Origin of the sequence: Pseudomonas sp. BRG-100, assembly GCF_000737955.1 — a bacterium.
GTDB lineage: Bacteria > Pseudomonadota > Gammaproteobacteria > Pseudomonadales > Pseudomonadaceae > Aquipseudomonas > Aquipseudomonas synxantha_A.
Genome location: NZ_JPRX01000001.1, coordinates 3017257 through 3041453, shown reverse-complemented (window position 1 = coordinate 3041453; position 24197 = coordinate 3017257). Strand labels below are relative to the sequence as shown.

General features: G+C 59.6%; 20 protein-coding genes and 1 pseudogene. 16 read left to right on the top strand and 5 right to left on the bottom strand.

Going from position 1 to position 24197, the window contains the following annotated elements; translation table 11 throughout:
- Positions 1-46 precede the first annotated feature (46 nt).
- Positions 47-385 (bottom strand): annotated as a pseudogene (locus JH25_RS0127170) (HIT family protein); the annotation flags it as partial.
- Between the two features lie 11 nt (positions 386-396).
- The gene (locus tag JH25_RS13895; protein ID WP_032878447.1) at positions 397-1341 is read right to left on the bottom strand and encodes a LysR family transcriptional regulator; all 945 of its coding nucleotides are present in this window, start codon (positions 1339-1341) and stop codon (positions 397-399) included.
- A gap of 155 nt (positions 1342-1496) precedes the next feature.
- Here JH25_RS13895 and JH25_RS13900 point away from each other — a divergent pair, with 155 nt between their 5' ends.
- On the top strand, positions 1497-3812 hold the full coding sequence (locus JH25_RS13900; RefSeq protein ID WP_032878446.1) for a TonB-dependent receptor: 2316 nt from the start codon (positions 1497-1499) through the stop codon (positions 3810-3812).
- Here JH25_RS13900 and JH25_RS13905 read toward each other — a convergent pair.
- Both JH25_RS13905 and JH25_RS13910 read right to left on the bottom strand, forming a co-directional pair.
- On the bottom strand, positions 3783-4970 hold the full coding sequence (locus JH25_RS13905; RefSeq protein ID WP_032878445.1) for a CynX/NimT family MFS transporter: 1188 nt from the start codon (positions 4968-4970) through the stop codon (positions 3783-3785). The two genes, JH25_RS13900 and JH25_RS13905, sit on opposite strands and share 30 nt — an antisense overlap.
- Positions 4957-5418, bottom strand: a complete 462-nt coding sequence (locus JH25_RS13910; protein WP_032878444.1) for a nucleoside deaminase — start codon at positions 5416-5418, stop codon at positions 4957-4959. Before JH25_RS13910 ends, JH25_RS13905 begins: the two co-directional genes overlap by 14 nt.
- 106 nt (positions 5419-5524) lie before the next feature.
- Between JH25_RS13910 and JH25_RS13915 the strand changes: the two genes are divergently transcribed.
- The 12 genes from JH25_RS13915 to JH25_RS13970 all read left to right on the top strand — a co-directional run bounded on the left by JH25_RS13915 (position 5525) and on the right by JH25_RS13970 (position 17550).
- Positions 5525-6376 (top strand): LysR family transcriptional regulator, encoded by an 852-nt coding sequence (locus JH25_RS13915; protein WP_032881155.1) that lies wholly within the window; start codon positions 5525-5527, stop codon positions 6374-6376.
- A 234-nt stretch (positions 6377-6610) separates the two neighbouring features.
- Positions 6611-7426 carry an energy transducer TonB gene (locus tag JH25_RS13920; RefSeq protein ID WP_032878443.1) on the top strand — a complete coding sequence of 272 codons (816 nt, stop codon included), beginning with the start codon at positions 6611-6613 and terminating at the stop codon, positions 7424-7426.
- 49 nt (positions 7427-7475) lie between these two features.
- Positions 7476-8198, top strand: a complete 723-nt coding sequence (locus JH25_RS13925) for a MotA/TolQ/ExbB proton channel family protein (protein ID WP_103734064.1) — start codon at positions 7476-7478, stop codon at positions 8196-8198.
- A 1-nt stretch (position 8199) separates the two neighbouring features.
- Positions 8200-8601 carry an ExbD/TolR family protein gene (locus tag JH25_RS13930; protein ID WP_032878441.1) on the top strand — a complete coding sequence of 134 codons (402 nt, stop codon included), beginning with the start codon at positions 8200-8202 and terminating at the stop codon, positions 8599-8601.
- 187 nt (positions 8602-8788) lie between these two features.
- On the top strand, positions 8789-11686 hold the full coding sequence (locus JH25_RS13935) for a glycosyltransferase family 32 protein (RefSeq protein WP_164699524.1): 2898 nt from the start codon (positions 8789-8791) through the stop codon (positions 11684-11686).
- 240 nt (positions 11687-11926) lie between these two features.
- Positions 11927-12508, top strand: a complete 582-nt coding sequence (locus JH25_RS13940; protein ID WP_032878440.1) for an alpha/beta hydrolase — start codon at positions 11927-11929, stop codon at positions 12506-12508.
- 48 nt (positions 12509-12556) lie between these two features.
- The gene (locus JH25_RS13945; protein ID WP_032878439.1) at positions 12557-13483 is read left to right on the top strand and encodes a sigma 54-interacting transcriptional regulator; all 927 of its coding nucleotides are present in this window, start codon (positions 12557-12559) and stop codon (positions 13481-13483) included.
- A gap of 109 nt (positions 13484-13592) precedes the next feature.
- A complete protein-coding gene (locus JH25_RS13950; protein ID WP_032878438.1) occupies positions 13593-14375 on the top strand; it encodes a MetQ/NlpA family ABC transporter substrate-binding protein in 783 nt (260 codons plus the stop codon).
- Positions 14376-14626: 251 nt separating this feature from the next.
- Complete coding sequence (locus tag JH25_RS13955; protein ID WP_005783759.1) at positions 14627-15292, top strand: amino acid ABC transporter permease; 666 nt, start codon at positions 14627-14629, stop codon at positions 15290-15292.
- Positions 15273-15932 (top strand): amino acid ABC transporter permease, encoded by a 660-nt coding sequence (locus tag JH25_RS13960; RefSeq protein ID WP_032878436.1) that lies wholly within the window; start codon positions 15273-15275, stop codon positions 15930-15932. Before JH25_RS13955 ends, JH25_RS13960 begins: the two co-directional genes overlap by 20 nt.
- Positions 15929-16705, top strand: a complete 777-nt coding sequence (locus JH25_RS13965; RefSeq protein ID WP_005783763.1) for an amino acid ABC transporter ATP-binding protein — start codon at positions 15929-15931, stop codon at positions 16703-16705. Before JH25_RS13960 ends, JH25_RS13965 begins: the two co-directional genes overlap by 4 nt.
- Entirely contained in the window at positions 16702-17550 is an 849-nt protein-coding gene (locus tag JH25_RS13970) for a transporter substrate-binding domain-containing protein (protein WP_032878435.1), read from the top strand. Before JH25_RS13965 ends, JH25_RS13970 begins: the two co-directional genes overlap by 4 nt.
- Before the next feature lie 145 nt (positions 17551-17695).
- Here the strand turns inward: JH25_RS13970 and JH25_RS13975 are convergent, their stop codons facing one another.
- Positions 17696-18856: an AAA family ATPase gene (locus JH25_RS13975; RefSeq protein WP_032881152.1), complete on the bottom strand. Its 1161-nt coding sequence runs from the start codon at positions 18854-18856 to the stop codon at positions 17696-17698.
- A 121-nt stretch (positions 18857-18977) separates the two neighbouring features.
- Here JH25_RS13975 and JH25_RS13980 point away from each other — a divergent pair, with 121 nt between their 5' ends.
- Genes JH25_RS13980 through JH25_RS13990 form a run of 3 tightly spaced genes read left to right on the top strand, consistent with a single transcriptional unit; the run spans position 18978 to position 24189 of the window.
- Positions 18978-20060, top strand: a complete 1083-nt coding sequence (locus tag JH25_RS13980; RefSeq protein WP_032878433.1) for an efflux RND transporter periplasmic adaptor subunit — start codon at positions 18978-18980, stop codon at positions 20058-20060.
- Positions 20057-21127, top strand: a complete 1071-nt coding sequence (locus tag JH25_RS13985) for an efflux RND transporter periplasmic adaptor subunit (RefSeq protein WP_032878432.1) — start codon at positions 20057-20059, stop codon at positions 21125-21127. Before JH25_RS13980 ends, JH25_RS13985 begins: the two co-directional genes overlap by 4 nt.
- Positions 21124-24189 carry an efflux RND transporter permease subunit gene (locus tag JH25_RS13990; RefSeq protein ID WP_032878431.1) on the top strand — a complete coding sequence of 1022 codons (3066 nt, stop codon included), beginning with the start codon at positions 21124-21126 and terminating at the stop codon, positions 24187-24189. Before JH25_RS13985 ends, JH25_RS13990 begins: the two co-directional genes overlap by 4 nt.
- The last annotated feature ends 8 nt before the right edge of the window (positions 24190-24197 follow it).

Below are 24197 nucleotides of genomic sequence, written 5' to 3'. Positions count from 1 at the left end.
GACACTCATCTACCTGACGCCCCACGATCAGCCTGTGGGAGCGGGCTTACTCGGCGAAGGACCTGATGTGAGCAGCCAGCTCTGCCAGCTCTTTATCGTCTTCCCCGGTCCCGTGCATCGGGAATAATTTGGCGTGCAGATGATCGACGCCGTAACCCTCCAGAATCATGCCCGTTCTAGCCACACCTTTTAGCGCTTCGTCCAAAAGCTGCGCCGTCTTCTTGGCTGCGATGACCAAGTCACACAGCGCGGTGTCCGGTTCGGCAAACGCGTAGCTGCCATGATGGGTTTTGGGGATAACGACACTGAACCCCGGCGTGTTGGGAAATATGGAGAGAAAGGCTATGTGAGTCTGGTCTTCCCATAGGAGGTGGCGGGCCTCCGTTCACCACTGACTCAGACCGCAATATTTTCCAACGCATAAGCATCCTCGTCCCTCTCATCAATCTCCTTGATCTGCTCAATCATCGCCTCCGCCAACGGCGACAATCGATACCCCGCACGGCTGACAATCCCGTAGCGGGTGTAACGCTCCTCCAGGTTTTCATCCAGGCCATCGATCTTCAAACACACCAGCTCGCCCCGCGCCATGTGCAGCACATCGCTGTTGGCGCTGACGATGCCGATGGCATCCGAGCGCAGCACCACGCCCATCAGGCTATAGCCGTTTTCGCACTCCACATTGGGTTGGTAATCGGGCCGGCCGCTGAGGTCGGCGATGACCTTGCGCAGGTTCGGCGGGCGAATGGTGACCGCCAGCGGATAACTCATCAGTTCATCGGCGCGGATGCTTTCGCGGCCGGCCAGGGGGTGGCCGGCGCGGCAGCAGAAATACCAGCGACGGGCGCGCAGGCGGTGGGTGTGGTAGTCGGGGTTGGCTTCGAAGTGGCGAGTGTCGGCGACGAAGAATTCGAACTCTTCGCTGAGCAGGCGTTTGCCCAGGCTTTGCCAGTCATCCACCTGGAACTGCACGCGGGCCTTGGGGTAGCGCCCGATAAAACTGCCGATGGCGCGCGGGATCAACCCACCTGCCGGGGCCGGGCCGCAGCCGAAGCGCAGCTCGCCGGCTTCCAGGCCGTTGAACTGGCTGATCTCGTTGGCCAATTGCTGGGCGCCGCTGACCAGGCGCCGGGCATGTTCGAGCAGTACCTGACCTTGCTTGGTGGGCGCCAGGTCCTTGCGGCCACGGTCTACCAGCTGGCAGCCGGCGCTGTGTTCAAGGGCCTGGATGCTGCGACTGAACGCCGACTGCGACAGGTTCACGGCCAAGGCTGCCGCGACAAAACTGCGTTGCTCGGCGAGGGCGATGAAGTGGCGAAGCTGGCGCAAATCGATATGCATTTTTCACATCAAAAATATCCGGGAAATGCATTGGCTATGCATTAGGTCGACTCCTTATAAATGCTATCTCTTATGCAGTAAATGTTCGTAAAAACATAAATAAATAACCTTTAGGAATATCTGGCGACGGATATCTCCGGGTTCTGGAGCCGCTTATGAGTCTGTTCAAGTCCTTGCCGCTGGCGATGCTGGTGGCCGGTAGCAGCAGTTGGTCGCCTTCCCAGGCCGCTGAAACACCCGCGCCTGCCGGCAAGGGCGAAAGCGCCAGTGGCCAACTGGAAACCGTCACCGTGACGGCCCGGCGGCGTACCGAAAGTGCCCAGGCCGTGCCAACGCCCATGAGCGTGGTCGGCGGCCAGGCGCTGGAAACCCAGCGGGTGTACCGCATCCAGGATTTGCAGCAACTGGTGCCCAGCGTCAACGTCGCCTACATGCACGCGCGCCAGTCCAGCGTGTCGATTCGCGGCCTGGGCAACAACCCGGCCAGCGATGGCCTGGAAGGCAGCGTGGGGTTGTACATCGACAACGTCTATCTCGGGCGCCCGGGCATGGCGGTGTTCGACCTGATGGACATCGAGCAGCTTGAAGTACTGCGTGGCCCGCAAGGGACGTTGTTCGGCAAGAACACCACCGCCGGGGTCATCAACATCAGCACCCGCGCACCGAGCTTTACCCCGGAGCGCAGCATCGAAACCTCTCTGGGCGAGGACGGTTATTTCCAGACCAAGGGCACGATCTCCGGCCCACTCACCGAGGACCTGGCGGGGCGTTTCTCGGCCTATCGCACCCGCAGCGACGGCGACATCAAGAACGAGCACGACGGCCATGAGCTTAACGGCGGTTCGCGCCAGGGCTTTCGCGGGCAACTGTTGTACAAGCCCAACGAGGCGTTCAACCTGCGCTGGATCGGTGATTACAACGAAGAGGATTCCAGCGCCGGCACCCGCGTGCTGTACAGCACCGGGCCGACCATCAATGGCACCAACCTGTATCAATCCCGGGCCAACGCAGCGGGGGCGACCCTGGTGGATGGCACCCATCGCAAGGTCAACCTGGACAACGACCAGCATGTCACCGTGTTCCAGGGTGGTACCTCGCTGGAGGCCAACTGGACGCTGCCTAGTGACTTCACCCTGACGTCGGTGAGTGCCTATCGCTGGTGGAATTTCACCCCACGCAATGATGACGGCCTCAACGTACCGGCGTCGTATAACGCCGGGGTCTCAGTGGAAGATAAGCAGTGGTCCCAGGAGTTTCGCCTGGCATCGCCTACCGGCGGCTTCTTCGATTACGTGCTCGGCGCCTATTACTTCGGCTCCGACCTGGACAACAAATCCTTCGCTTATTACGGCCCCAAGGCCGATATCTGGAACGGCACGCCGAACGGCGCTTTGAGCAATGTGAGCAGCGTCGGCAACGGGCATATCCGCACCGACAGTTTTGCCCTGTTCGCCCAAGGCACCTGGCACCTCACCGAGCGCCTGGATTTCACCGCCGGCCTGCGCGGCACCTACGAAGAAAAAAGCGCCTGGGTCACGCGCAATGCGCCGCTGGGCGGTGCTGCGGTGAGCGGTGCGGGGGCCACTGCACGGCGGGGGCGCACCGGGGCGTATGACTCGGGCGACCTGACGCAGTACAGCGCCACCCCATCGGGGCTGCTCAACCTCAGTTATCACTTCAATGACAACCTGCTGGGCTACGCGACGCTGTCCCATGGCGAGAAGTCTGGCGGGGTCAACCTGGCGGTAGGGTCTGCGCCCACGGCCGGGGCCGACTCGTTACTGATCGGCACCGAGCGCGCCAACAACGCCGAGCTGGGTTTCAAGAGCACGTTGTGGGACCGCCGCCTGCAACTCAACGCCAACCTGTTCTGGACCCAGGTCAACGGCTACCAGACCAACGCCTACGACCAGGACAACCGCGTGCAATACCTGACCAACGCCGGTTCCGTGCGCTCGCGAGGCGTGGAAGTGGAAAGCACCCTGGTGCCGATCAAGGGCCTGACCCTGAATATCAACGGCTCGTTCAACGACGTGAGCTACCTGTCGTACAAGGATGCACCGTGCCCGCCGGAAACCAGCCTGCGCCCTGGTGCTCCGGCGTCCTGCGACCTCACGGGCCATCAAGTGGTGGGCGCGTCCAAGTGGATCGCCAATGCCAACGGCGAATACAAATGGAACCTGGCTAACGGTTTGGAACCCTACGTAACCGCCAGCTACGCGTTCCGTTCCAAGGCGGTGGGCACGGTGGAAGATTCCGACTACGGGCAGATCCCGGCGTATGCGGTGGTCAACCTGTCCACCGGCCTGCGCGGTGACTATGAGCAGGGGCAGTGGGACGTGTCGCTGTGGCTGAAAAACGCCTTCGACAAAACCTACTACACCACCCTGTGGACCGGCGGTAACGGCGGTTACGAGGGCCTGTTGGGCACGCCGCGCACCCTAGGCGTGACTGGGCGCTACGACTTCTAAGTCAGTGCGATAGGTGGCCGGGCTGAACACCCGCGTCACCAGCAGCATCGCCACCACGGTCACCGTCAGCACCACCCAGGCGCTGACAAAGTTGCCGGTGAGCTCGCGCAGCGCGCCGGTCAGCCACGGCGAAAGTGCATTGATCAGAAAGCCTACGCCTTGCACGAATGCTGCCAGTTGCCCGGCTTGGCGTGGATCGCGATGGTGGTCGAGGGTCAGCAGCAGGCTCAGGGCGAAACATGCGCCCAGGCCGAAGCCGATCAGCGCTACCCACAGGTGCGGGAATTGCTGTGGCGCCATCAGCAGGCCGAGGTAGCCGACGGTTTGCGCCAGCAGGCTGATGCTGAGCAGTGGGCGCCGGTCAATGCCGCGTTGTGCCAGCACTGGCATCAGCAATGCGGCGATCACCTGGAAGATGGTCATGAACGCCAGCAACGAGCCGCTGGGCAACACGCCCCAGCCCAGTTGCTGATAGTAGGCGGGCAGCCACGCGACCATGCTCATGTAGCCACAATTGACCAGGCCGAAATACAGCGCCAGCAGCCAGGCGCGCCGGTTGCGCAACCCTTTGAACGCAGGTGCCTGTTGTGGGTTTCGCGCGGCACCCAGCGGCAGCCAGGCCCATAGCAGCAATGCCCCCAGCGCCGGCAACAACCACACCCCCAGGCCTGCCTGCCATTGCTGGAAATGCATGGCCACCACAGGGCTAAGCAGCGCCGCCAGCCCACCCCCGGCCATCAGCGAGGCCGAATACACGCCCATCGCCACCGGCACGCGGTGATGAAATTCGCGCTTGATCATCGCCGGCACCAGCGCCTGGATCAGCGCCACGCCCGCGCCGCCGAGCAGTGCGGTAACCAACAGCGCCGAAGCCTGGCCCATCAACCAGCGCGCCAGGCACGCCAGCAAAATCATCAACAAGCCCAAGGCGATGCCGCGACGTTCGCCCAAGCGAGCCTCCACGCGCACGCCGACCAGTGCCACCAACCCCATGCAGATCACCGGCAGGCTGGTGAGCAGGGCGCTGCTCTGGAAGCTCAGCCCGGTGGCCTGGCGAATCTCGCCGAGCAACGGGCTGATGGAGCTGAGGATGGGGCGCAGGTTCAGGCCGAGCACCACCAGCAGGCCCCAGCCGGCAAGGGATTTATTCAGGGTCATGCAGAGCTTTCCACTGGTGATACAGCGCAGTCATTGCGCTGTCGGGCAGGTGCTGGATGGGCAGGCGTTGCGCGCCGATGGGCAAGCCGACCTGTTGGCTAATGGCTGCGGTCGAGAGGCCGAACGGCTCGGCCATTTCGTTGCTGGCGGCAAACACCACCCGTTCTACACCGCACAGGTACATGGCGCTCAGGCACATCGGGCAAGGCTGGCCGCTGGCGTAGATCACGCAGCCGTCCAGGCGTGCACCCAGCAGCCGGCTCGCTGCGCGGATCGCCAGCAGCTCGGCGTGGGCGGTAGGGTCCTGGGTCAGGTGGATCTCATTCACGGCTTCCACCAGCACTTCACCGTTGCGCGTCAGCACCGCGCCGAAGGGTCGGCCGCCTTGGGCAACGTTGGCGCGGGCCAAGGCGATAGCGCGTTGCAGGTGTGGTTGATCGTTGGTCATACAAGCCCCCCCGGGCGCGATGAAAGGTGAAGTATGGTCAGCCACCGGGGTATGCTGAAATTAAATATAAACATGCCAATCAGTGGCAAACGCAATGGTGATGACGTTGTTCGATCCCGTGTTGTTGCGCAGTTTTGTCGCCGTGGTGGACTGCGGCAATTTCACCCGCGCCGCCGAGCGCCTGCATTTGACCCAGTCCACTGTCAGCCAGCAGATCCGCCGGCTGGAAGACGCAGTGGCTTGTCAGTTACTGGACCGCGACCAGCGCCGCGTGGTGGCTACCGCCGAGGGTGAGCGTCTGCTCGCGTATGCGCGCCGCATTCTCGCACTGCACGAAGAAGCCGCTGACGTGCTGATCAACCAGCAGAGCGACGGTGTGTTACGCCTTGGCGTGCCGGAGGACTTTGCCGCCGAGCGCCTGATGCCGCTGCTTTCAGCGTTTGTCGTGGCGTATCCACGGGTGCGGCTGGAAGTCACCAGCGGTCTGGGCCCTGAATTGCAGCGCCAGTACCGGGGCGGTGAGTTCGATGTGTTGCTGGTCAAGCAGATGGGCGACAGCGACGACTGTGTGGCGTCGTGGCCGGAGCCCTTGTATTGGGTCGACAGCCTGAGCACCCCAGCGCTGGGCCGCGATCCGCTGCCGCTGGTGGCTTTCCCGGTGGGCGGCTTGTACCGCAACGACATGCTTCACCATCTTGAGCGGGCCGGCTGGCGTTGGCGCATCGGCTACTCCAGCGCCAGCCTGGCCAGCGTGTGTTCAGCGGTGGCGGCAGGCTTGGGCATCAGCCTGTTGCCGGAGCGGGTGTTGCAACCGGGCCATTGCATACTCGGCCCAGAGAGTGGCCTGCCGCCTGTTCATGGTGTGCGATTGGCCCTGTATGGCCGCAGTGGTTTGGGCGCAGCGGGCCAGAGTTTGTTGGGAGAATTGCTGGCGTTGTGCAGTGGAAACCCGCACTGAGCCATACCTTTGCTGAATATTTTGTATGCCTTTAAAGCATTGAAAAACAAGGGTCTGGCGCCAGGCCCCGAGTCACGTGGCTTTGACGTCAGCGGTTGTTTCATTTATGCGTTTTTGTTCTATATATAACTTTAAAGATTACTTTAAGAGATAAGTGTCTGGCCCCGATGATTCAGCCCTCGACGGGGCTGCACGCTGGCCCGTCGGTTTTTCAAAACCGTAGGGAGTGAATCAATGGGCAATGTCCAGACCGCCGCCAGTGCACCCGAGGCGCAATGGCGCCAGGCACCGAGTGGTGAGTTGGTCGACCTTGGCCGGCCGCATCGCGCGCCGTTGGGGCAATTGCGCCTGCAGAAGACCCCGAAGCGTTTTTCCAGCCGCCGCGAAGGGATTTTGCTCGGGTTGCTGGTGTTGGCGCTGCACGGCGCTGTGATCTATTGGGTGAGCCAGAAACCCACGCCGGTGCTGCCGATTGTGCCGCCGGAAATTCCGCCGATGACCATCGAATTTTCCCAGCCGGCGCCGCCGGTGGTTGAACCGCCACCGCCTGTACCGCCACCACCGCCGTCGCCTGTGGTCGAGCCACCGCCGGTGGTGGATGAGTTGGCGGCCAAGCCGGCGCCGCCCAAACCTATTGTGAAACCCAAGCCCAAGCCCGCGCCGAAACCTGAGCCCAAGCCGGCCCCCAAAGCCGTCGAGCAGCCGCCTGCGCCACCGACGCCAGCCCCACCTGCTCCGCCCGCACCTGCGGCGCGAGCGCCAGCGCCGGTGACGCCGGCTTCGGCCAACGCCGCGTACCTGAAAAACCCGGCACCGGAGTACCCGTCACTGGCTCAGCGACGCGGTTGGGAAGGCACGGTGTTGTTAAGGGTGCATGTGCTGGCCAGCGGTAAACCGGGTGAGATTCAGGTGCAGAAAAGCAGCGGGCGCCAGCAGCTCGATGACGCCGCACTGGCCGCCGTAAAGCGCTGGAGCTTCGTACCGGCCAAGCAGGGGGATGTGGCCCAGGACGGCTGGGTCAGCGTACCGATCGACTTCAAGATTCATTAATTATTCGGCCGCGGTGTGCACACGCCGCGACCTGCAAAAGAGGGAAAACATCATGGCATTAGCGTCTCCACTTGAATCCATCGAAAGCGCGGTGATCTGGCTGCTGGTGATCTTTTCGGTCGCCACCTGGGGCCTGGCCTTGCTCAAGGGCGTGCAGTTCGGTCGCCTCAAGGCCCAGGATCGCAAGTTTCACAAACAGTTCTGGGCGGCATCGAGCCTCGATTCAGCCGCCGAACTCGCCGAAACCCAGCCCGGCGCCGCCGCGCGTGTGGCCCAGGCCGGCTATGCCGCAATCCAGGTGGGCGATACCCCTCACGCTGCGGATCTAAGCCAGGCGATCAATCATCAGGACCGCCTCGAACGCGCCCTGCGCCAGCAAATCGTGCGCGAGCGCCGCTCCCTGGAGACCGGCCTGGCTGTGGTCGCCAGTATCGGCAGCACCTCGCCGTTCATCGGCCTGTTTGGCACCGTGTGGGGCATCATGGAAGCGCTGAAGGGGATCAGCGCCGCCGGGTCCGCCAGCCTGGAAACCGTGGCGGGGCCGATTGGTGCGGCGTTGGTCGCGACCGGTGTGGGGATCGCCGTCGCGGTGCCTGCGGTGCTTGTCTACAACTATTTCCTGCGCCGCCTGAAGCTGACAGCGGCAGACCTGGATGACTTTGCCCACGACTTCTACAGCCTGGCGCAGAAGAACTCATTCCGCGTGCTGTTGCACCCGACACTGACCAAAGCCAGCGCCGCCAGCCCGCAAAAAGTGAAGGAGGCGTCCTGACATGGCCTTCTCCACGCAAGACAGTGATGAGGTGCTGAGCGAGATCAACGTCACGCCCCTGGTGGATGTGATGCTGGTGCTGCTGGTGGTGTTTATCGTCACCGCTCCGCTGTTGACCAACTCGATCCCGATCAACCTGCCCAAGACCCAGACCGTGGCGCCTGTCGAGCAGAAAGACCCGCTGGTGGTGAGCATCGACGGCGCGGGAAAACTGTTTATCAACAAGGACGAAATCCAGCCGGACCTGCTGGAATTCAACCTGCAGGCGGCCAAGGCCAAGGACCCCGATGTGCGGGTGCAATTGCAGGCTGACGATGGAGTGAACTACGGCGAAGTGGCACGCGCCATGGCGTCGATTGAACGTGCGGGGATTACCAAATTGTCGGTGATTACCGCACGTTAGTTTCATCCGCCGCGACACGTTTTTTAGGCCGTTTCCTTGGCAGGGTGCGGCCTTTTTTTATTTTGTGGTTACAGTGTTTATAGAGGAAAAGAATTTTCACGTATTTGAATATTTCTGGGCGTGCAATTCACAACAGTATGATTACTCTAGTCGGCGCATGGAGAAATTTAACTAATGGAGAAGTTGCATGAGCGTACGCTTTCCTATTCATTCGGTAAGTGCATTTGTTAACCCACAATTAACTCCCCCTCAGCTCGAAGAAACCCCCACTGCAAGGATTTATTCGCGGCCTGATAGGCTGGGTGTGCAGCATCCGCGTCCCAAAAAATCATTAAGTCGCGCTGATTATCGAGAGAGTAAAGCGCCAAAGGCCGGGGCGCCGGTGTTGAAACCAAACCCTGAAATAGATGCTTATATCAGCACACACTCTTTTGACTACATTTCTCCCGAGAAAGAAATTTCGACGATACTGTCGGCGAAAATAAAGCAACATTGGGGCGTCGACGTTGATCCTGATAAAACGTATCTGGTTACGTTTAAAGATAACGGTAAAGATGATAAAGATGTTGTGGAAAAAATAACGCTGACACAAGCGGCGTTGAAAAACAGACAAGATGTAACGATTGAGGATAATGAGGGCTGGTTTGTAAAGATTGCCAAGTATTTTTCGCCGGCAGTTTATATTTACAATAAAGTTGACGGTTGGGTGCAGGAAGCACACAGTCGACAAGCTATTTACCGAGAGCCGAGTTCCCCAAGTTCTGCGCTGTATAGTGCAGACACTCAAGTGTCCATTCCTGTTGAAGACTTCAAAGCCTTGGTCTGGGATACAGACCGAACCAAACTTTACAAGAACACCCTTGACGGGTTTTGGGACAAGCACAGTAGTTCCTATGCTTCATTGAGTAAAATATCCTTTGTTAAAGCGATCAACCTACAGCGCTTGGAAGGCACGCTTGGCCCAGTCGAGGCGGCACTCGCCCAGAGGGCGTTGGGGCCTGTTGCGCAAAAGCAATGGTCCGAGCTGACGGTTCAGGACTTTTCAGCACCTGCCGTCAAGGATCCGAACCTGGATATCGGGTTGCTGAGCATCAATGGCCTGCAGTCAACCGACTTGATGTGTGTGACCGATCGCAAAACCCAGCTGACCTTGCTTTACATCCCTGGTAACTCCTCGCCGATACATCGTTTCGATAACCCACAGCAAATGAATATCTGGCTGGCCAAGCAAGCCACTGATCCTGTGAAACTTGAATCACTGCTGACGCATTTTTCCCTCAAGGACCAAGCCCAAAAGCTGTTGGCAGACGGTGTGCGTCAATCCTTGGACGGGATGGCACATTGGTCCAATGCGCAAGTATCTGGCAACGGCTTCCTTGCAAGGATCAACGGCTGGGTGCCCGATCGCTTTATCTCGGTTGAGCCTTTGCGCAGAGATCCTTTTGAAGCGGTCAAGGTCCGGCAAAAGGCGCGGTCTTATTCGGATGCAGAAAACGCGATCGTCAGCGATGGTGACTACACCAAGAACAAAGTCTTGCAAGGTGTGGAAGAGGCCACGAAGGTTGCCATGTTCATGACGCCTCTGGCATTGGTCATGCCGGAAGTAGCGATAGGCTTGGATGTTTTTTTCATGGCAGCCGGAGCCACTCAAACAGGTATCGGTATTGATGATGCCGTCAAAGGAAAGGCCACGGGTTCTGACCGGATTGTATTTGGAGTACTGAACGCGATACCGCCCTTGGTCACCCATGCGGGGGCGCCGCTGGCGAAAGCGATGACAGAGAGAATGGCCAACGGGGGCGTTACAGCAGGGGTTGACGCCGCAGCCCAGGCGCCCACTCAAGTGGCTGAACAGGAGCGTCCATTCTTCAATCCCCCACGACGAGTCAATGGGCATATCGGCTACCCAATGGGGCCTACTACGCCTCCCGTTATCCTCGATGAGTTCACGGTCCCCATGGACGACGTGCAGCGAATGTTTTCTCAGGACTACATGGTTTTTGTCGGGCAGTACGGTACTAAAGTCACTTATGACGTTGAGGCACGCCTCTGGCGTGGGCTCAACGAAGATGGTCAAGTGAATGATATATTCTATTGGCGTAATGGCCGAGGAAGATGGTTAGGTGGTACTAAAACCGAAGCGATCGAAGGGAATAAGAACGTACCTCCATCAGTTATAAATAAAACGCTTAAGTTACCACGGTTGCCGTCGCTGCCGTCCGGTACGACAGAAGTGCCCAAAGTCATTCATTATTTTTGGGCTGGCAATGAAATGCCGGAGCATTTAATCCAGAACATTATTGAGAACGCCAGGAAAAGCCCGGGTTACAAGTCTGTCGTTCACGTGGATGCAAACAGCGGGAGTGCGTTTCAGAAAATAAAATCTGCTCTGGATCACAAAGTGGGTGGGCTGGAGGTGCATGATCTGAAAGAGGATGAAGCTTTTCGAGAGCTAACGGCAAGTAAATATGGAGAGATGTATCAGTATTTTAGATCAGGTCAAGGGCAAAATTTAGCGGCTTCATCGGATGTGATGCGCGTTGCACTGATAAAGAAGCACGGTGGAATATACCTGGATACGGATGACACGCTGACCTTCAACGTGGGGGATGTCACGCTGAAAGCCACACCAAGTGATCTATTGATGAACTCGCCCATTACTTATGAGGGAGCGGATTTCAATGGGTTCAATACAAGTAATTTCGCAAGCCATGCAGACAATCCATTATTTGACAAGATTCTGGAGGAGTCATATCAGCGGTTCAAAGCCAACGAGTCGTGGTTTAACAATAATCGTCCGTTTTTAAGAGAAGGTTCGACAGACATAGAACGGCAAGCCTATAAAGAGTACGAGACGAAAATCTTCGAGGTTACCGGGCCGAGAATGTTTGGTGATGTAGTGGCGCAAGAGGAATATGGTTTTTTCCCGTTTGTTGATGACATGACTGAACTTTTGAATGCGCGTCTCCTTTTGCCCGAATATTTCGGAAAAAAGTACATGGAAGTACGCGATTTCTATATGCCCATGAATCGTAAATTTGGGGTCGATATCGGCTCGGAGCACTCTATGCATCATTCTCGTTGATTCGGTATAGCGGTAGCGGTCGTTGAGCATTGGGTTATCCAACTCAACATTACCGGCCCCCGATGCCATGGCGTCGGGGGGCACAATGGTTGGGTTTCCAGGAATGTGGAAGGGAGTGGGATTCGAATAAATGATGTGATGAGTTTTTGGTTATTAATAAATTCCTTTTTATTCCTTATTTGATTGTTGGGGCGCCCCTATACTGGTCAGCAACGTTAAAAGCTGCAGGAGGGCACACCCATGCACAGCGAGTCGATTCGTTATCTGATCGTGCCGGGCTGGCAAGGATCGCCAGAAGATCATTGGCAAACCCATTGGCAGCACAGCCTGCCCAACAGCGCTCGCGTGGAGCAGGCCGATTGGCTGACGCCGCGTCGAGAGGATTGGGTAGCTGCACTGGCTGAGGCGATTGCCGCCGACAGCACACCGGTAATCCTGATTGCTCATAGCCTGGGATGCATCACCGTGGCTCATTGGGCGGCCACTGCCCCCGTGCATTTCTTGCGTCAGGTTCGCGGCGCCTTGCTGGTAGCCCCAGCCGATGTCGAGCGCGCAGCCTGTGCCCCGGCCCTGCGTAACTTCGCACCAATTCCCACCGACCTGCTGCCGTTTCCCAGCCAGGTGGTCAGCTCCGACAACGATAGCGCCGTCAGCGCGCCCCGGGCTCTGGAGTTGGCGCGTCAATGGGGGGCCGAAGCCGGCATTTTGTCCGGCGCCGGGCATATCAATGTGAAGTCCGGCCACCGCCGCTGGGAGCAGGGTTTCGCCTATCTCTATCGCCTGCAGAGCCGCCTCGAGCACCATGCTCGGCGTAGTGCCTGATATTTTTTCAACGCCCCGTCCCTGAGTGGATTGGGGCGGGAGCCTGCCATGAGTTTGCATGAAACCTACGGCCAGCCTTTGCTGACCTTTCCCGATGCCGAAAAGAGCCCACTGAGCATCCGCGCCAAGGCGTTGGTGTTCGTCGACCCACGCTCACGCCAACTGCGTGAAGAATTGGAAAGCCTTGCGCCGCGCGCCTTACCCGTATTGATCCGCGGTGAAACCGGTAGTGGTAAAGAACTGCTGGCGCGACACATCCACCGTGGCAGTGACCGTACTGGCCTGTTTGTCTCGGTCAACTGTGGCGCCATCAGTCCTACCTATGCGGATGCCGAGTTGTTTGGCTATGCCGCCGGCAGCCACAGCGGCGCAGCGAGCAGTCGGGCTGGCTGGTTTGGCTCTGCCAACGGCGGCACCTTGTACCTGGATGAGATTGGTGACTTGCCGTTGCCGATCCAGGTGAAATTGCTCGCGGCCCTGGAAAATCATGAGGTCACCCGCGTCGGTGCCCATCAACCCAGCCCGGTAGACGTACGTCTGGTGGCCGCTACCAGCATCGACCTGGCCCAGGCTGTGGCCGTTGGCAAGTTTCACGAGCGCCTGTTTCATTACTTGAGCGAAGGCCGGCTGGACCTGCCGGCGTTGCGCGAGCGGGTGGGGGATATTTTGTCTCTGGCCGAGTATTTCCTCGGCATCTACAGCCAGCGCCTGGACCTGCCGGTGCCGCTTATCAGCGACGCCGCTCAGCAGGTACTGGAGCGTCACACCTGGCCGGGCAATACCCGCGAACTGGAAAACGTCATTCACTTTGCCTTGCTGGTGAGCAGTGGCGATGAAATCTTGCCCGAGCATTTGAACCTGCCGGTGGCAGGTTCGCCGCTGGAGCAAGTGCGACGAATTTTTGCCAGCGCCAGTGCGACCGAGCGCGAATCGCTGCGTACCTTCCTGTATGAACAAAATGGAATATCAACGTGAATAAAAGATATTGTTCGGGAATAAAAAATCTAGGTATTGTCCTTCCTACGCCGCGATAGCATTTCGCTGGCACCTCACATAAAAAATGGTCGTTAGAAAAGGACACTGCATGAAAAAGGTTCTGTTGTTTACCGCCCTGGCGGCTGCCCTGACTGCCGGCTTCGCCCAGGCCAACGAAAAGCTGGTGGTAGCGGCCACGCCGATTCCGCACGCTGAGATCCTGGAGTTGATCAAGCCGACCCTGGCCAAGGAAGGCGTGGACCTGCAGATCAAAGTCTTCACCGATTACGTGCAGCCAAACGTGCAAGTCGCTGAGAAGCGCTTGGACGCCAACTACTTCCAGACCCTGCCGTACCTGGAAAACTTCAACAAGGGCAAGGGCACCAACCTGGTCACGGTAGTCGGTGTGCATGTTGAACCCATCGGCGGCTACTCGAAAAAGATCAAGAAAATTGAAGATCTGAAAGACGGCGCGACCGTGGCCATCCCGAACGAAGGCTCCAACAGTGGACGCGCCCTGTTGCTACTGCAGAAGAACGGGCTGATCACCCTGAAAGACCCGACCAACGCGTTGTCCACGCCAAAAGACATCAAGGACAACCCGAAAAACCTCAAATTCAAAGAGCTGGAATCGGCCCTGCTGCCACGCGTGCTGGATCAGGTTGATCTGGATGTGATCAACACCAACTACGCCCTGGAAGCCGGCCTGAACCCGGCCAAGGACGCGTTGATCATCGAAGATGCCAAATCCCCTTACGTGAACTTCCTGGTAGCGCGCCCGGACAACAAGGACAGCGACGCTATCCAGAAACTGTCCAAGGCCCTGACCAGCCCGGAAGTCAAAGCTTTCATCGAGAAGAAGTACAACGGCGCAGTCGTGCCGGCGTTCTGATGTAACTCAAAACCCCCTTCAAGGTTTCAACGCCGACGGCTACTACAGCGTCGGCGTTTTTTTTGTGGGAGGGGGCTTGCCCCTCCCACATTGATCGCCCTGGCGAAGGTTAGTTTTTTGGGTGATATCAATATGCTATTTCGGTATTTAAATTTTGCTTTTTATACCTTTAAAGTTCGCGCTACCCGACGTTATCCACGCCGGAACGGATTGCGCTCGCAGCATTACCCATGCGGCGATATGGACTGCACATGACCTTCGATTTCGCTTTTATCCTCAGCACCTTGCCGGCGTTCCTGCAAGCGGTGGGCGTAACCCTGCAAGTGGGCCTGATCGCCATCGGCACCTCCTTGCTGGTGGCGCTGATCAATGCAGCCTTGTTGGTGTTTCGCACGCCGTACCTGTCACGGCTGGTAGCGCTGTATGTGGAGCTGGCGCGGAACACGCCGCTGTTGATCCAACTGTTTTTCGTCTACTTCGCACTGCCGGCCCTGGGTTTGAATATCTCCGGGTTCTGGGCGGCAATCATCACCATGACCTTTCTCGGCGGCGCCTACCTCACTGAAGTGTTGCGCGCCGGTGTGGAAGCGGTGCCGCTGGCGCAGATCGAGTCGGGCAAGTCCATTGGCCTGTCCGACTGGCAGCTGTTGCGCCATGTGATTCTGCCCCAGGCCGGCATCCTCAGCCTGCCGGCGTTGTTCGCCAATTTCATCTTTCTGCTCAAGGAAACCACGGTGGTTTCCGCGGTGGCGGTGCCGGAGATTCTCTACACCACCAAGAGCTACATCGCCCTCTACTACAAGACCTACGAGATGCTCGCCGTGCTGACGCTGATTTGCGTGCTGCTGTTTTTGCCGTTGTCGTTGCTGCTCAGCCGTTTGGAAAGGAGGCTCCAGCATGGCCAGTTCGGGTCTTGAGTTGCTGTGGGTGTCGTTGCCACAACTGGGCAAAGGCGCTGCGCAAACCCTGTCGATTTCGTTTTTGAGCATCGCTTTCAGTACGGTCGGCGGCGTGCTGTATGGCGTGCTGCGCACCTTGAATAACAAGGTGATCAAGGGTGTGCTGCGCATCTACCTGGAGCTGTTCCGGGCGATTCCGGTGCTGGTGTGGTTGTACCTGCTGTTTTTCGGCCTGCCGATTTTCTTTGGTGTGAGCCTGCCGAGCTTCTGGTGCGCGGTGCTGGTGTTGTCGCTATGGGGCGCCAGCGAAGTCGGCGAGGTGGTGCGCGGTGCATTGCATTCGCTGCCGCGTGGCCAGCGTGAAGCGGGCTTGTCGATTGGCCTGTCCGACCCGCAGTTGTACGGCTACGTGCTGCTGCCCCAGGCCCTTAAACGCATGACGCCGCCGACCATCAACGTCTACACGCGCATCATCAAGACCAGTTCCCTTGCGGTGCTGATTGGCGTGGTGGATGTGATCAAGGTCGGCCAGCAAATCATCGAGCGTACCTACGAGTCGGTATTGATCTACGGCGCGCTGTTCCTGTTTTTCTTCTTTATCTGCTACCCGTTGTCGGCCGCCTCCAAGGTGCTGGAACGGCGCTGGGCCCACGCATGAGCGCATTGATCGAGTTCCAGGGTTTCAACAAATTCTTTGGCCAGGCACAGGTGCTCAAGGGCATCGACTTGAGCGTGCAAAGCGGCGAGGTGGTGGTGATCCTCGGCCCCAGCGGCTGTGGCAAAAGCACCTTGCTGCGCTGCCTCAATGGGCTGGAAGTCGCGCACAGCGGCAGCCTGCGGTTTGCAGGCGTTGAGCTGCTGGATAAAAACACCGACTGGCGCCAGGTGCGCCAGGACATCGGCATGGTGTTCCAGAGCTACCACCTGTTCCCGCACATGAGCGTGCTCGACAACATCCTGCTCGGCCCGCTGAAAGTGCAAAAGCGTGACCCCCGCGAGGCTCGTGAGCAGGCGCAAAAACTGCTGGAGCGCGTGGGCCTGGCCGACAAGCGCGACGCGTTCCCGCGCCAGCTCTCCGGCGGCCAGCAGCAACGCATCGCCATCGTGCGTTCGTTGTGCATGAACCCCCAGGTCATGCTCTTTGATGAGGTCACGGCGGCCCTTGACCCGGAGATGGTCAAGGAAGTGCTGGAAGTGATCCAGGGCCTGGCCCGCGATGGCATGACCCTGCTGATCGTCACCCACGAAATGGCCTTCGCCCGCGCCGTCGCTGACCGCGTGGTGTTCATGGAGGCCGGTCGCATCCTCGAACACAACACCCCCGAGGCATTCTTTACGAACCCGCAGACCGCACGCGCGCAGCAGTTCCTGGAGAAGTTCTCCTTCGTTTCAACACTGCCCAAAAAGATCAAGGAACTGGAGCTGATATGAAAAAGTTACTGCTGCCACTGTTTGCCGTCGCCTTGCTGGCCGGCTGCGATAAAAAGGCCGAAGAGCCGGTAAAACCCGCGGCTGCCAGCTACATCGACAAAATAAAAGCGCGGGACAAGCTGATCGTTGGCGTCTTCACGGACAAGCCACCGTTTGGCTTTGTCGACGAGGCTGGCCGCTACGTCGGCTTCGATACTGACATTGGCCGTCAATTCGCCAAGGACCTGTTGGGCGACGAAAACAAGGTGGAGTTTGTCGCCGTTGAGCCCGCCAGCCGCATTCCGTTCCTGCAAAGCGACAAGGTCGACCTGATTCTCGCCAACATGACGGTGACGCCCGAGCGCAAGGAAGCGGTGGACTTTACCAACCCCAACCTGAAAGTCGCGGTGCAGGCCCTTGTACCGAATGACAGCACGGTAAAAAGCCTGGATGACCTGGCCACTCGCACCACCATTGTCACCACCGGCACCACCGCCGACATCTGGCTGACCAAAAACCATCCTGACTGGAAGCTGCTCAAGTTCGAGAAAAACTCCGAGTCGCTGCAAGCGCTGTCGGCCGGGCGTGGCGATGCCTATGCCCAGGACAACCTGGTGCTGTTCAGCTGGGCCAAGCAGAACCCGGGCTACCGTGTGCTGGAAGAAAAGCTGGGTGATGAAGCACCGATTGCTCCGGCGGTGAAGAAGGGCAATACCGAACTGCGCGACTGGGTGAATGCCGAGCTGGCGAAGCTGGGCGAGGAGAAGTTTCTGCTCAAGCTCTATGACCAATATGTGCGCAAAGAACTGAGCGATGACACCAAGCCTGAAAATGTGATTGTTGAAGGTGGGAAGTGGCAGGGCTGAAACCTGACTTTTTGTGTTGGCTGCACCGGCCTCATCGGGAGCAAGCCCCCTCCCACACTGGATCGGGTTCACACATTCCGATGTGTGAATACAGGTCAAAATGTGGGAGGGGGCTTGCTCCCGATGAGGCCGGTACAGTCACCACCTACTCCGGCCAATGCCAGGCCGGCCCATCCAGAATCCCTTGCCCCACGATCCGCGTTTCCCCCAACACCTTCTCCAGCACAATCGAATTGCACCCCTCATCCTGCTGCAACGCCGCGATCAAGCGGCTGGCATGGGACACCACCCACACCTGGCACTGCTTCGACGCTTCGATAATCAGGCGCGCCAAGGCGGGCAGCAGGTCCGGATGCAAGCTGGTCTCAGGTTCGTTCAGTACCATCATGGTCGGTGGGCGTGGCGTCAGCAGCGCTGCGATCAGCAGCAGGTAGCGCAAGGTGCCGTCCGACAGCTCCGCCGCCGACAACGGCCGCAGCAAGCCTTCCTGATAGAACTCAATGGCAAAGCGTCCGCCTTGCAACGGTTCAATGTTCAGGCGCGCCCCCGGGAATGCATCGCTTACGGCACGTTGCAGCGCCTCGGGGTCGCCGATCTCGCGGATGGTCTGCAACGCGGCCGCCAAATCGCGGCCATCGTGATGCAACACCGGCGTACGCGTGCCCAACTGGGGCTGGCGCACTGGCGCGTCCACGTCGCTGCGAAAGTGATCATAAAAGCGCCAGCCACGAATGCTTTCACGCAACAGCAGCACTTCCGGCGAGCCGCGCAGGCTGCCGACCTGATCGAACAGGCTGTGGTAGTTGGGTGTGTGCTGCGCCAGTACATCCCAGGCACGGCCTTCGCGGGCACGCACCATGGCACCTGAGCGCTGCACCAACAGGCTGGCCGGGCGGTAGATGTGGCCGGCCCAGATGCATTCCTTCTTCACTTCGGGGTCGAGGCTGAAGAACGACGAGGTTTTTTCCGGCAATCCCAGAGAGATTGCGTAGCTGAAATCTTCGGCGGCAAACCCCAGGCGCAGGCGTTTGACGCCTTGGCGCACATTGGATTCGATCGGTACTTCACCAGTGCGCATACGCCGGCTGATGGTTTCCGGCCCGGCCCAGAAGGTCGAATCCAGCCCGCCTTCACGGGCCAGGGCATTGATCACCCCGCCCTGGGCGGTTTCTGCCAGCAGGCGCAACGCGCGGTACAAGTTGGATTTGCCGCTGCCATTGGGCCCGGTGATCAGGTTCAAGCGGTCCAACGGGACTACCAATTTGTTGATCGAGCGGTAATTGGCCACCGCGAGGGTTTTCAGCATATGCATTTAATCGGCTGGGGAACCATTGGAGTATGGGATCCTCCATGCAGATAAGGAACCCTGTTCTAAGCTCACAGTCGCATACACACTTGTACGTGAGCATCACGCAAAAGGAGCCTGCATGGGCGGTCGCGCTTCGACATTAATTTTCAGCCTTGGCCTCCTGGCGCTGCTGAGCGGCTGTGGCCAAGACAAAGCCGAGCCCAAGCAGCATTCACGGGTATTTGTGCAAACCGTGCAGCCGGCGGATTTTGCCGCGGCGGTCACGCTGACGGGCGATATCCAGGCGCGGGTGCAGACCGATTTGTCCTTTCGCGTGGGTGGCAAGATCATTCAGCGCATGGTGGACGTGGGCGACCGAGTAACGGCCAAGCAAGTACTGGCCAAGCTTGACCCCAAGGACCTGCAAACCAACGTCGATTCCGCCCAGGCCCAGGTTGTGGCCGAACAGGCGCGGGTCAAGCAGACCGCCGCCGCCTTCGTGCGCCAGGAAAAACTCTTGCCCAAGGGCTACACCAGCCGCAGCGAATACGATGCCGCCCAGGCCGCGTTGCGCAGCAGCCAAAGTGCCCTGGCCGCCGCGCAGGCGCAATTGGCCAACGCCCGTGAGCAACTTGGCTACACGGCGCTGGTCGCCGATGCACCGGGGATCATCACGGCGCGCCAGGCCGAAGTCGGCCAAGTGGTACAAGCCACCGTACCGATCTTCAGCCTGGCCAGTGATGGCGAACGTGACGCGGTGTTCAACGTGTATGAATCCCTGCTGGTGGAGCCGCCGCCGGATGCGCCGATTACCGTCAGCCTGCTGGACAACCCGAGCATCAAAGCCGTGGGCAAGGTGCGGGAAGTGACCCCGGCAGTGGCGGCCAATACCGGCACCATACAAGTGAAGATCGCCCTGCAAAACCTGCCTAAAGGCATGGAGCTGGGTTCGGTGGTGAGCGCCACCGCCAACGGCCCGGCCAAGGCCAGCATCGAATTACCCTGGGCGGCCTTGACCAAAGACCTCAGCGAGCCTGCCGTATGGCTGGTGGATGCCGACGGCAAGGCGCAGCTGCACAAGGTCAAGGTGGCCCGTTACCTCACCGGCAAGGTGATTATTGGCGAGGGCCTTAAAGGCGGCGAAAAAGTCGTAGTGGCCGGTGGGCAATTGCTGCACCCCGGCATGGTGGTCGAGATCGCCCAGCAAGGAGCCCAGCCATGAAGCAACTGACGGTTATCGTCGCCGCCAGCCTGTTGCTGATGGCTTGCTCCAAGGAAGAGGCGCCGCCTGAGCCTGTGCGCCCGGTGTTGTCCATGCAAGTGAAGGCTGAAGATCAGGAAAACCTCGGCCGCTTCGCCGGCACTATCCAGGCCCGCTACGAAAGCAACCTGGGTTTCCGGGTGTCGGGCCGCATCGCCCGTCGCGCCGTCGACGTGGGCGCCGAGGTGGAGAAGGGGGCCTTGCTTGCCGTGCTCGACCCCACCGACCAGCAGAACCAACTGCGTGCTGCCCAGGGCGACCTCGCCCGCGTGCAGGCACAGTTCATCAATGCCCAGGCCAATGCCCGTCGCCAGCAGGAACTGTTCAACCGGGGCGTCGGCGCCCAGGCTCAGTTGGATGTGGCGCAGACTGACCTGAAAACCACCCAGGCCACCCTTGATCAGGCCCGCGCCTCGGTCAATCAAGCCAAGGACCAGCTCAATTACGCCGAACTGCACACCGACCACGCCGGTATCGTCACCGCCTGGAATGCCGAGGCTGGCCAGGTAGTCAGCGCGGGGCAGCAGGTGGTGACCCTGGCTCGCCCGGACATCAAGGAGGCGGTGATCGACCTGCCTGCCGGCCTGGCCGAGCGCCTGCCGACGGATGTGGTGTTTCTGGTCGCCGGGCAACTGGACCCCAGCGTGCATACCACCGCCATCGTGCGCGAGATCGAACCCCAGGCCCAAAGTGCCACGCGCACCCGCCGCGCACGTCTGAGCCTGACCGACACTCCCGCCGCGTTCCGCCTGGGCACCGCCATCAGCGTGACCTTGAGCAGCGCCATTACGCCGCGTATCGAATTGCCCTTGAGCGCCTTGCAGGACGTCGACGGCAAGACGCGCATCTGGCTGCTTGATACCCAGAGCCAGACCGTGCAGCCACGCGACGTCAGTGTGGTCAGCCGGGATGCTGACAGCGCCTTGGTCAATGGCGGCATCAAAGCCGGTGAACGCATCGTCACCGCCGGCGTGAACAGCCTGAAACCCGGGCAAAAAGTCAAAATCGACGAGGACAGCCCGCGATGAAAGGGAGCTTCAACTTATCCGACTGGGCACTCAAGCATCAGTCCTTCGTCTGGTACCTGATGTTCGTCGCGCTGCTGATGGGCGTGTTCTCGTATATGAACCTGGGCCGCGAGGAAGACCCCTCATTCACCATCAAGACCATGGTGATCCAGACCCGCTGGCCGGGCGCTACCCAGGAGGAAACCCTCAAGCAGGTCACCGATCGCATCGAGAAAAAACTCGAAGAGCTCGACTCCCTAGACTACGTGAAAAGTTATACGCGACCGGGTGAGTCCACGGTGTTCGTGTTCCTCAAGGACACCACCAGCGCCAAGGCCATTCCGGAGATCTGGTACCAGGTTCGCAAGAAGATCGATGATATTCGCGGCACCTTCCCCCAGGGCCTGCAGGGGCCGTCGTTCAACGATGAGTTCGGTGATGTGTTCGGCTCGGTGTACGCCTTTACTGGCGACGGCTTGTCGATGCGCCAGTTGCGCGACTACGTGGAGCAGGTGCGCGCCGAAATCCGCTCGGTGCCGGGGCTGGGCAAGGTCGAGATGATCGGCCAGCAGGATGAAGTGATCTACCTGAACTTCTCCACGCGCAAACTGGCGGCATTGGGCATTGATCAACGCCAGGTCGTGCAAAGCCTGCAATCGCAGAATGCGGTAACGCCTGCCGGGGTGATCGAGGCCGGGCCGGAGCGCATATCGGTGCGCACCTCCGGGCAGTTCGCTTCGGAGAAAGACCTGGCCAACGTCAACCTGCGGCTCAATGACCGCTTCTATCGGCTGGCGGATATCGCTGACATCAGTCGCGGTTACGTCGACCCGGCAAGGCCGATGTTCCGTTTCAATGGCAAGCCGGCGATTGGCTTGGCGATCGCCATGCAAAAGGGCGGCAATATCCAGTCGTTCGGCAAGGCGCTGCACGGGCGCATGGATGAGCTGACTGCCGACCTGCCGGTGGGCGTCGGTGTGCACAAGGTGTCTGACCAGGCCGAAGTGGTGGAAGAGGCCGTCGGCGGCTTTACCAGCGCGTTGTTCGAAGCCGTGATTATCGTGCTGGTGGTGAGCTTTATCAGCCTCGGTATGCGCGCTGGGCTGGTGGTGGCGTGCTCGATTCCGTTGGTGCTGGCGCTGGTGTTCGTGTTTATGGAATACAGCGGCATCACCATGCAGCGGGTATCGTTGGGTGCGTTGATCATTGCACTCGGCTTGTTGGTGGACGATGCGATGATCACCGTGGAGATGATGATCACGCGCCTGGAAAAAGGCGAAACCAAGGAGCAGGCCGCCACCTACGCCTACACCTCAACAGCGTTCCCGATGCTCACCGGTACGCTGGTGACCGTGGCCGGTTTCGTGCCGATTGGCCTCAATGCCAGTTCGGCGGGCGAGTACACCTTTACTCTGTTCGCGGTGATTGCCGTGGCGATGTTGGTGTCGTGGGTGGTGGCGGTACTGTTTGCGCCGGTGATCGGCGTGCATATTCTCAGCGCCAATGTGAAGCCGCATAACGCCGAGCCTGGGCGCATCGGCCGCGCGTTCAATGGCGGTATGCTCTGGGCCATGCGCAACCGCTGGTGGGCCATCGGTATCACTGTGGCGCTGTTTGCGGCCTCGGTGTTTTCCATGCAGTTTGTGCAGAACCAGTTTTTCCCGTCATCGGATCGCCCGGAAATCCTGGTTGATCTGAACCTGCCGCAAAACGCCTCGATCAACGAGACGCGCAAGGCGGTTGACCGCCTCGAAGCGATCATCAAGGACGACCCTGACATTTCTCGCTGGAGCACCTACATCGGCCAGGGCGCGATCCGTTTTTACCTGCCGCTGGACCAACAACTGGAGAACCCGTACTACGCGCAGTTGGTGATCGTCAGCAAGGGCCTGGAAGAGCGCAGCGCCTTGATTGCGCGATTGCAGAAACGCCTGCGCGATGATTTTGTCGGTATCGGCAGCTATGTGCAGCCGCTGGAAATGGGCCCGCCGGTCGGGCGGCCGATTCAGTACCGCGTCTCCGGTAAAGACACCGACCAGGTGCGCAAGCACGCCATCGAACTGGCGACCTTGCTGGACCAGAACACCCACTTGGGCGAGATCATCTACGACTGGAACGAGCCGGGCAAAGTGCTACGCGTCGACATCGCCCAGGACAAGGCGCGGCAACTGGGGCTGTCGTCGGAAGACGTGGCGCAGTTGATGAACAGCGTGGTCAGCGGCGCGGCGGTGACCCAGGTGCACGACGATATCTACCTGATCAACGTGGTCGGTCGCGCCGAAGATGCCGAGCGCGGCACGCCGGAAACCTTGCAGAACCTGCAGATCGTTACGCCCAACGGTACCTCGATCCCGTTGCTCGCGTTTGCCACGGTGCGTTACGAGTTGGAGCAGCCGCTGGTGTGGCGTCGTGACCGCAAGCCGACGATTACCATCAAGGCCGCGGTGCGCGATGAGATGCAGCCGACCGACCTGGTCAAGCAACTGGCGCCGACCATCCAGAAATTCAGTGACGGCCTGCCGGTGGGCTACAAAGTCGCCACCGGCGGCACCGTGGAAGAAAGCGGCAAGGCCCAGGGCCCGATTGCCAGTGTGGTGCCGTTGATGCTGTTCCTGATGGCCACGTTCCTGATGATCCAGTTGCACAGCGTGCAGAAAATGTTCCTGGTGGCCAGCGTTGCACCGCTGGGGCTGATCGGCGTGGTGCTGGCGTTGATCCCCACCGGTACGCCGATGGGGTTTGTGGCGATCCTGGGGATCCTGGCGCTGATCGGTATCATCATCCGCAACTCGGTGATCCTGGTCACACAGATTCATGAGTATGAAGTGGCGGGCTATACGCCGTGGGATGCGGTGGTGGAAGCGACCGAACACCGGCGTCGGCCGATTCTGCTTACGGCGGCAGCGGCGAGCCTGGGCATGATCCCGATTGCCCGGGAAGTGTTCTGGGGGCCGATGGCCTACGCGATGATTGGCGGGATTATCATCGCCACGTTGCTGACGCTGCTGTTTTTGCCGGCGCTGTATGTGGCCTGGTACAAAATCCGCGAACCCAAACAAGAGCATCAGGAACAGCGCGGTTAAAAATGTGG

Excerpts from the sequence above, each read along its gene's own strand:
- JH25_RS13895 (WP_032878447.1), bottom strand. The coding sequence starts at position 1,341 with ATGCATATCGATTTGCGCCAGCTTCGCCACTTCATCGCCCTCGCCGAG.
- JH25_RS13900 (WP_032878446.1), top strand. The coding sequence starts at position 1,497 with ATGAGTCTGTTCAAGTCCTTGCCGCTGGCGATGCTGGTGGCCGGTAGC.
- JH25_RS13905 (WP_032878445.1), bottom strand. The coding sequence starts at position 4,970 with ATGACCCTGAATAAATCCCTTGCCGGCTGGGGCCTGCTGGTGGTGCTC.
- JH25_RS13910 (WP_032878444.1), bottom strand. The coding sequence starts at position 5,418 with ATGACCAACGATCAACCACACCTGCAACGCGCTATCGCCTTGGCCCGC.
- JH25_RS13920 (WP_032878443.1), top strand. The coding sequence starts at position 6,611 with ATGGGCAATGTCCAGACCGCCGCCAGTGCACCCGAGGCGCAATGGCGC.
- JH25_RS13930 (WP_032878441.1), top strand. The coding sequence starts at position 8,200 with ATGGCCTTCTCCACGCAAGACAGTGATGAGGTGCTGAGCGAGATCAAC.
- JH25_RS13935 (WP_164699524.1), top strand. The coding sequence starts at position 8,789 with ATGAGCGTACGCTTTCCTATTCATTCGGTAAGTGCATTTGTTAACCCA.
- JH25_RS13940 (WP_032878440.1), top strand. The coding sequence starts at position 11,927 with ATGCACAGCGAGTCGATTCGTTATCTGATCGTGCCGGGCTGGCAAGGA.
- JH25_RS13945 (WP_032878439.1), top strand. The coding sequence starts at position 12,557 with ATGAGTTTGCATGAAACCTACGGCCAGCCTTTGCTGACCTTTCCCGAT.
- JH25_RS13950 (WP_032878438.1), top strand. The coding sequence starts at position 13,593 with ATGAAAAAGGTTCTGTTGTTTACCGCCCTGGCGGCTGCCCTGACTGCC.
- JH25_RS13955 (WP_005783759.1), top strand. The coding sequence starts at position 14,627 with ATGACCTTCGATTTCGCTTTTATCCTCAGCACCTTGCCGGCGTTCCTG.
- JH25_RS13960 (WP_032878436.1), top strand. The coding sequence starts at position 15,273 with ATGGCCAGTTCGGGTCTTGAGTTGCTGTGGGTGTCGTTGCCACAACTG.
- JH25_RS13965 (WP_005783763.1), top strand. The coding sequence starts at position 15,929 with ATGAGCGCATTGATCGAGTTCCAGGGTTTCAACAAATTCTTTGGCCAG.
- JH25_RS13970 (WP_032878435.1), top strand. The coding sequence starts at position 16,702 with ATGAAAAAGTTACTGCTGCCACTGTTTGCCGTCGCCTTGCTGGCCGGC.
- JH25_RS13975 (WP_032881152.1), bottom strand. The coding sequence starts at position 18,856 with ATGCTGAAAACCCTCGCGGTGGCCAATTACCGCTCGATCAACAAATTG.
- JH25_RS13980 (WP_032878433.1), top strand. The coding sequence starts at position 18,978 with ATGGGCGGTCGCGCTTCGACATTAATTTTCAGCCTTGGCCTCCTGGCG.
- JH25_RS13985 (WP_032878432.1), top strand. The coding sequence starts at position 20,057 with ATGAAGCAACTGACGGTTATCGTCGCCGCCAGCCTGTTGCTGATGGCT.
- JH25_RS13990 (WP_032878431.1), top strand. The coding sequence starts at position 21,124 with ATGAAAGGGAGCTTCAACTTATCCGACTGGGCACTCAAGCATCAGTCC.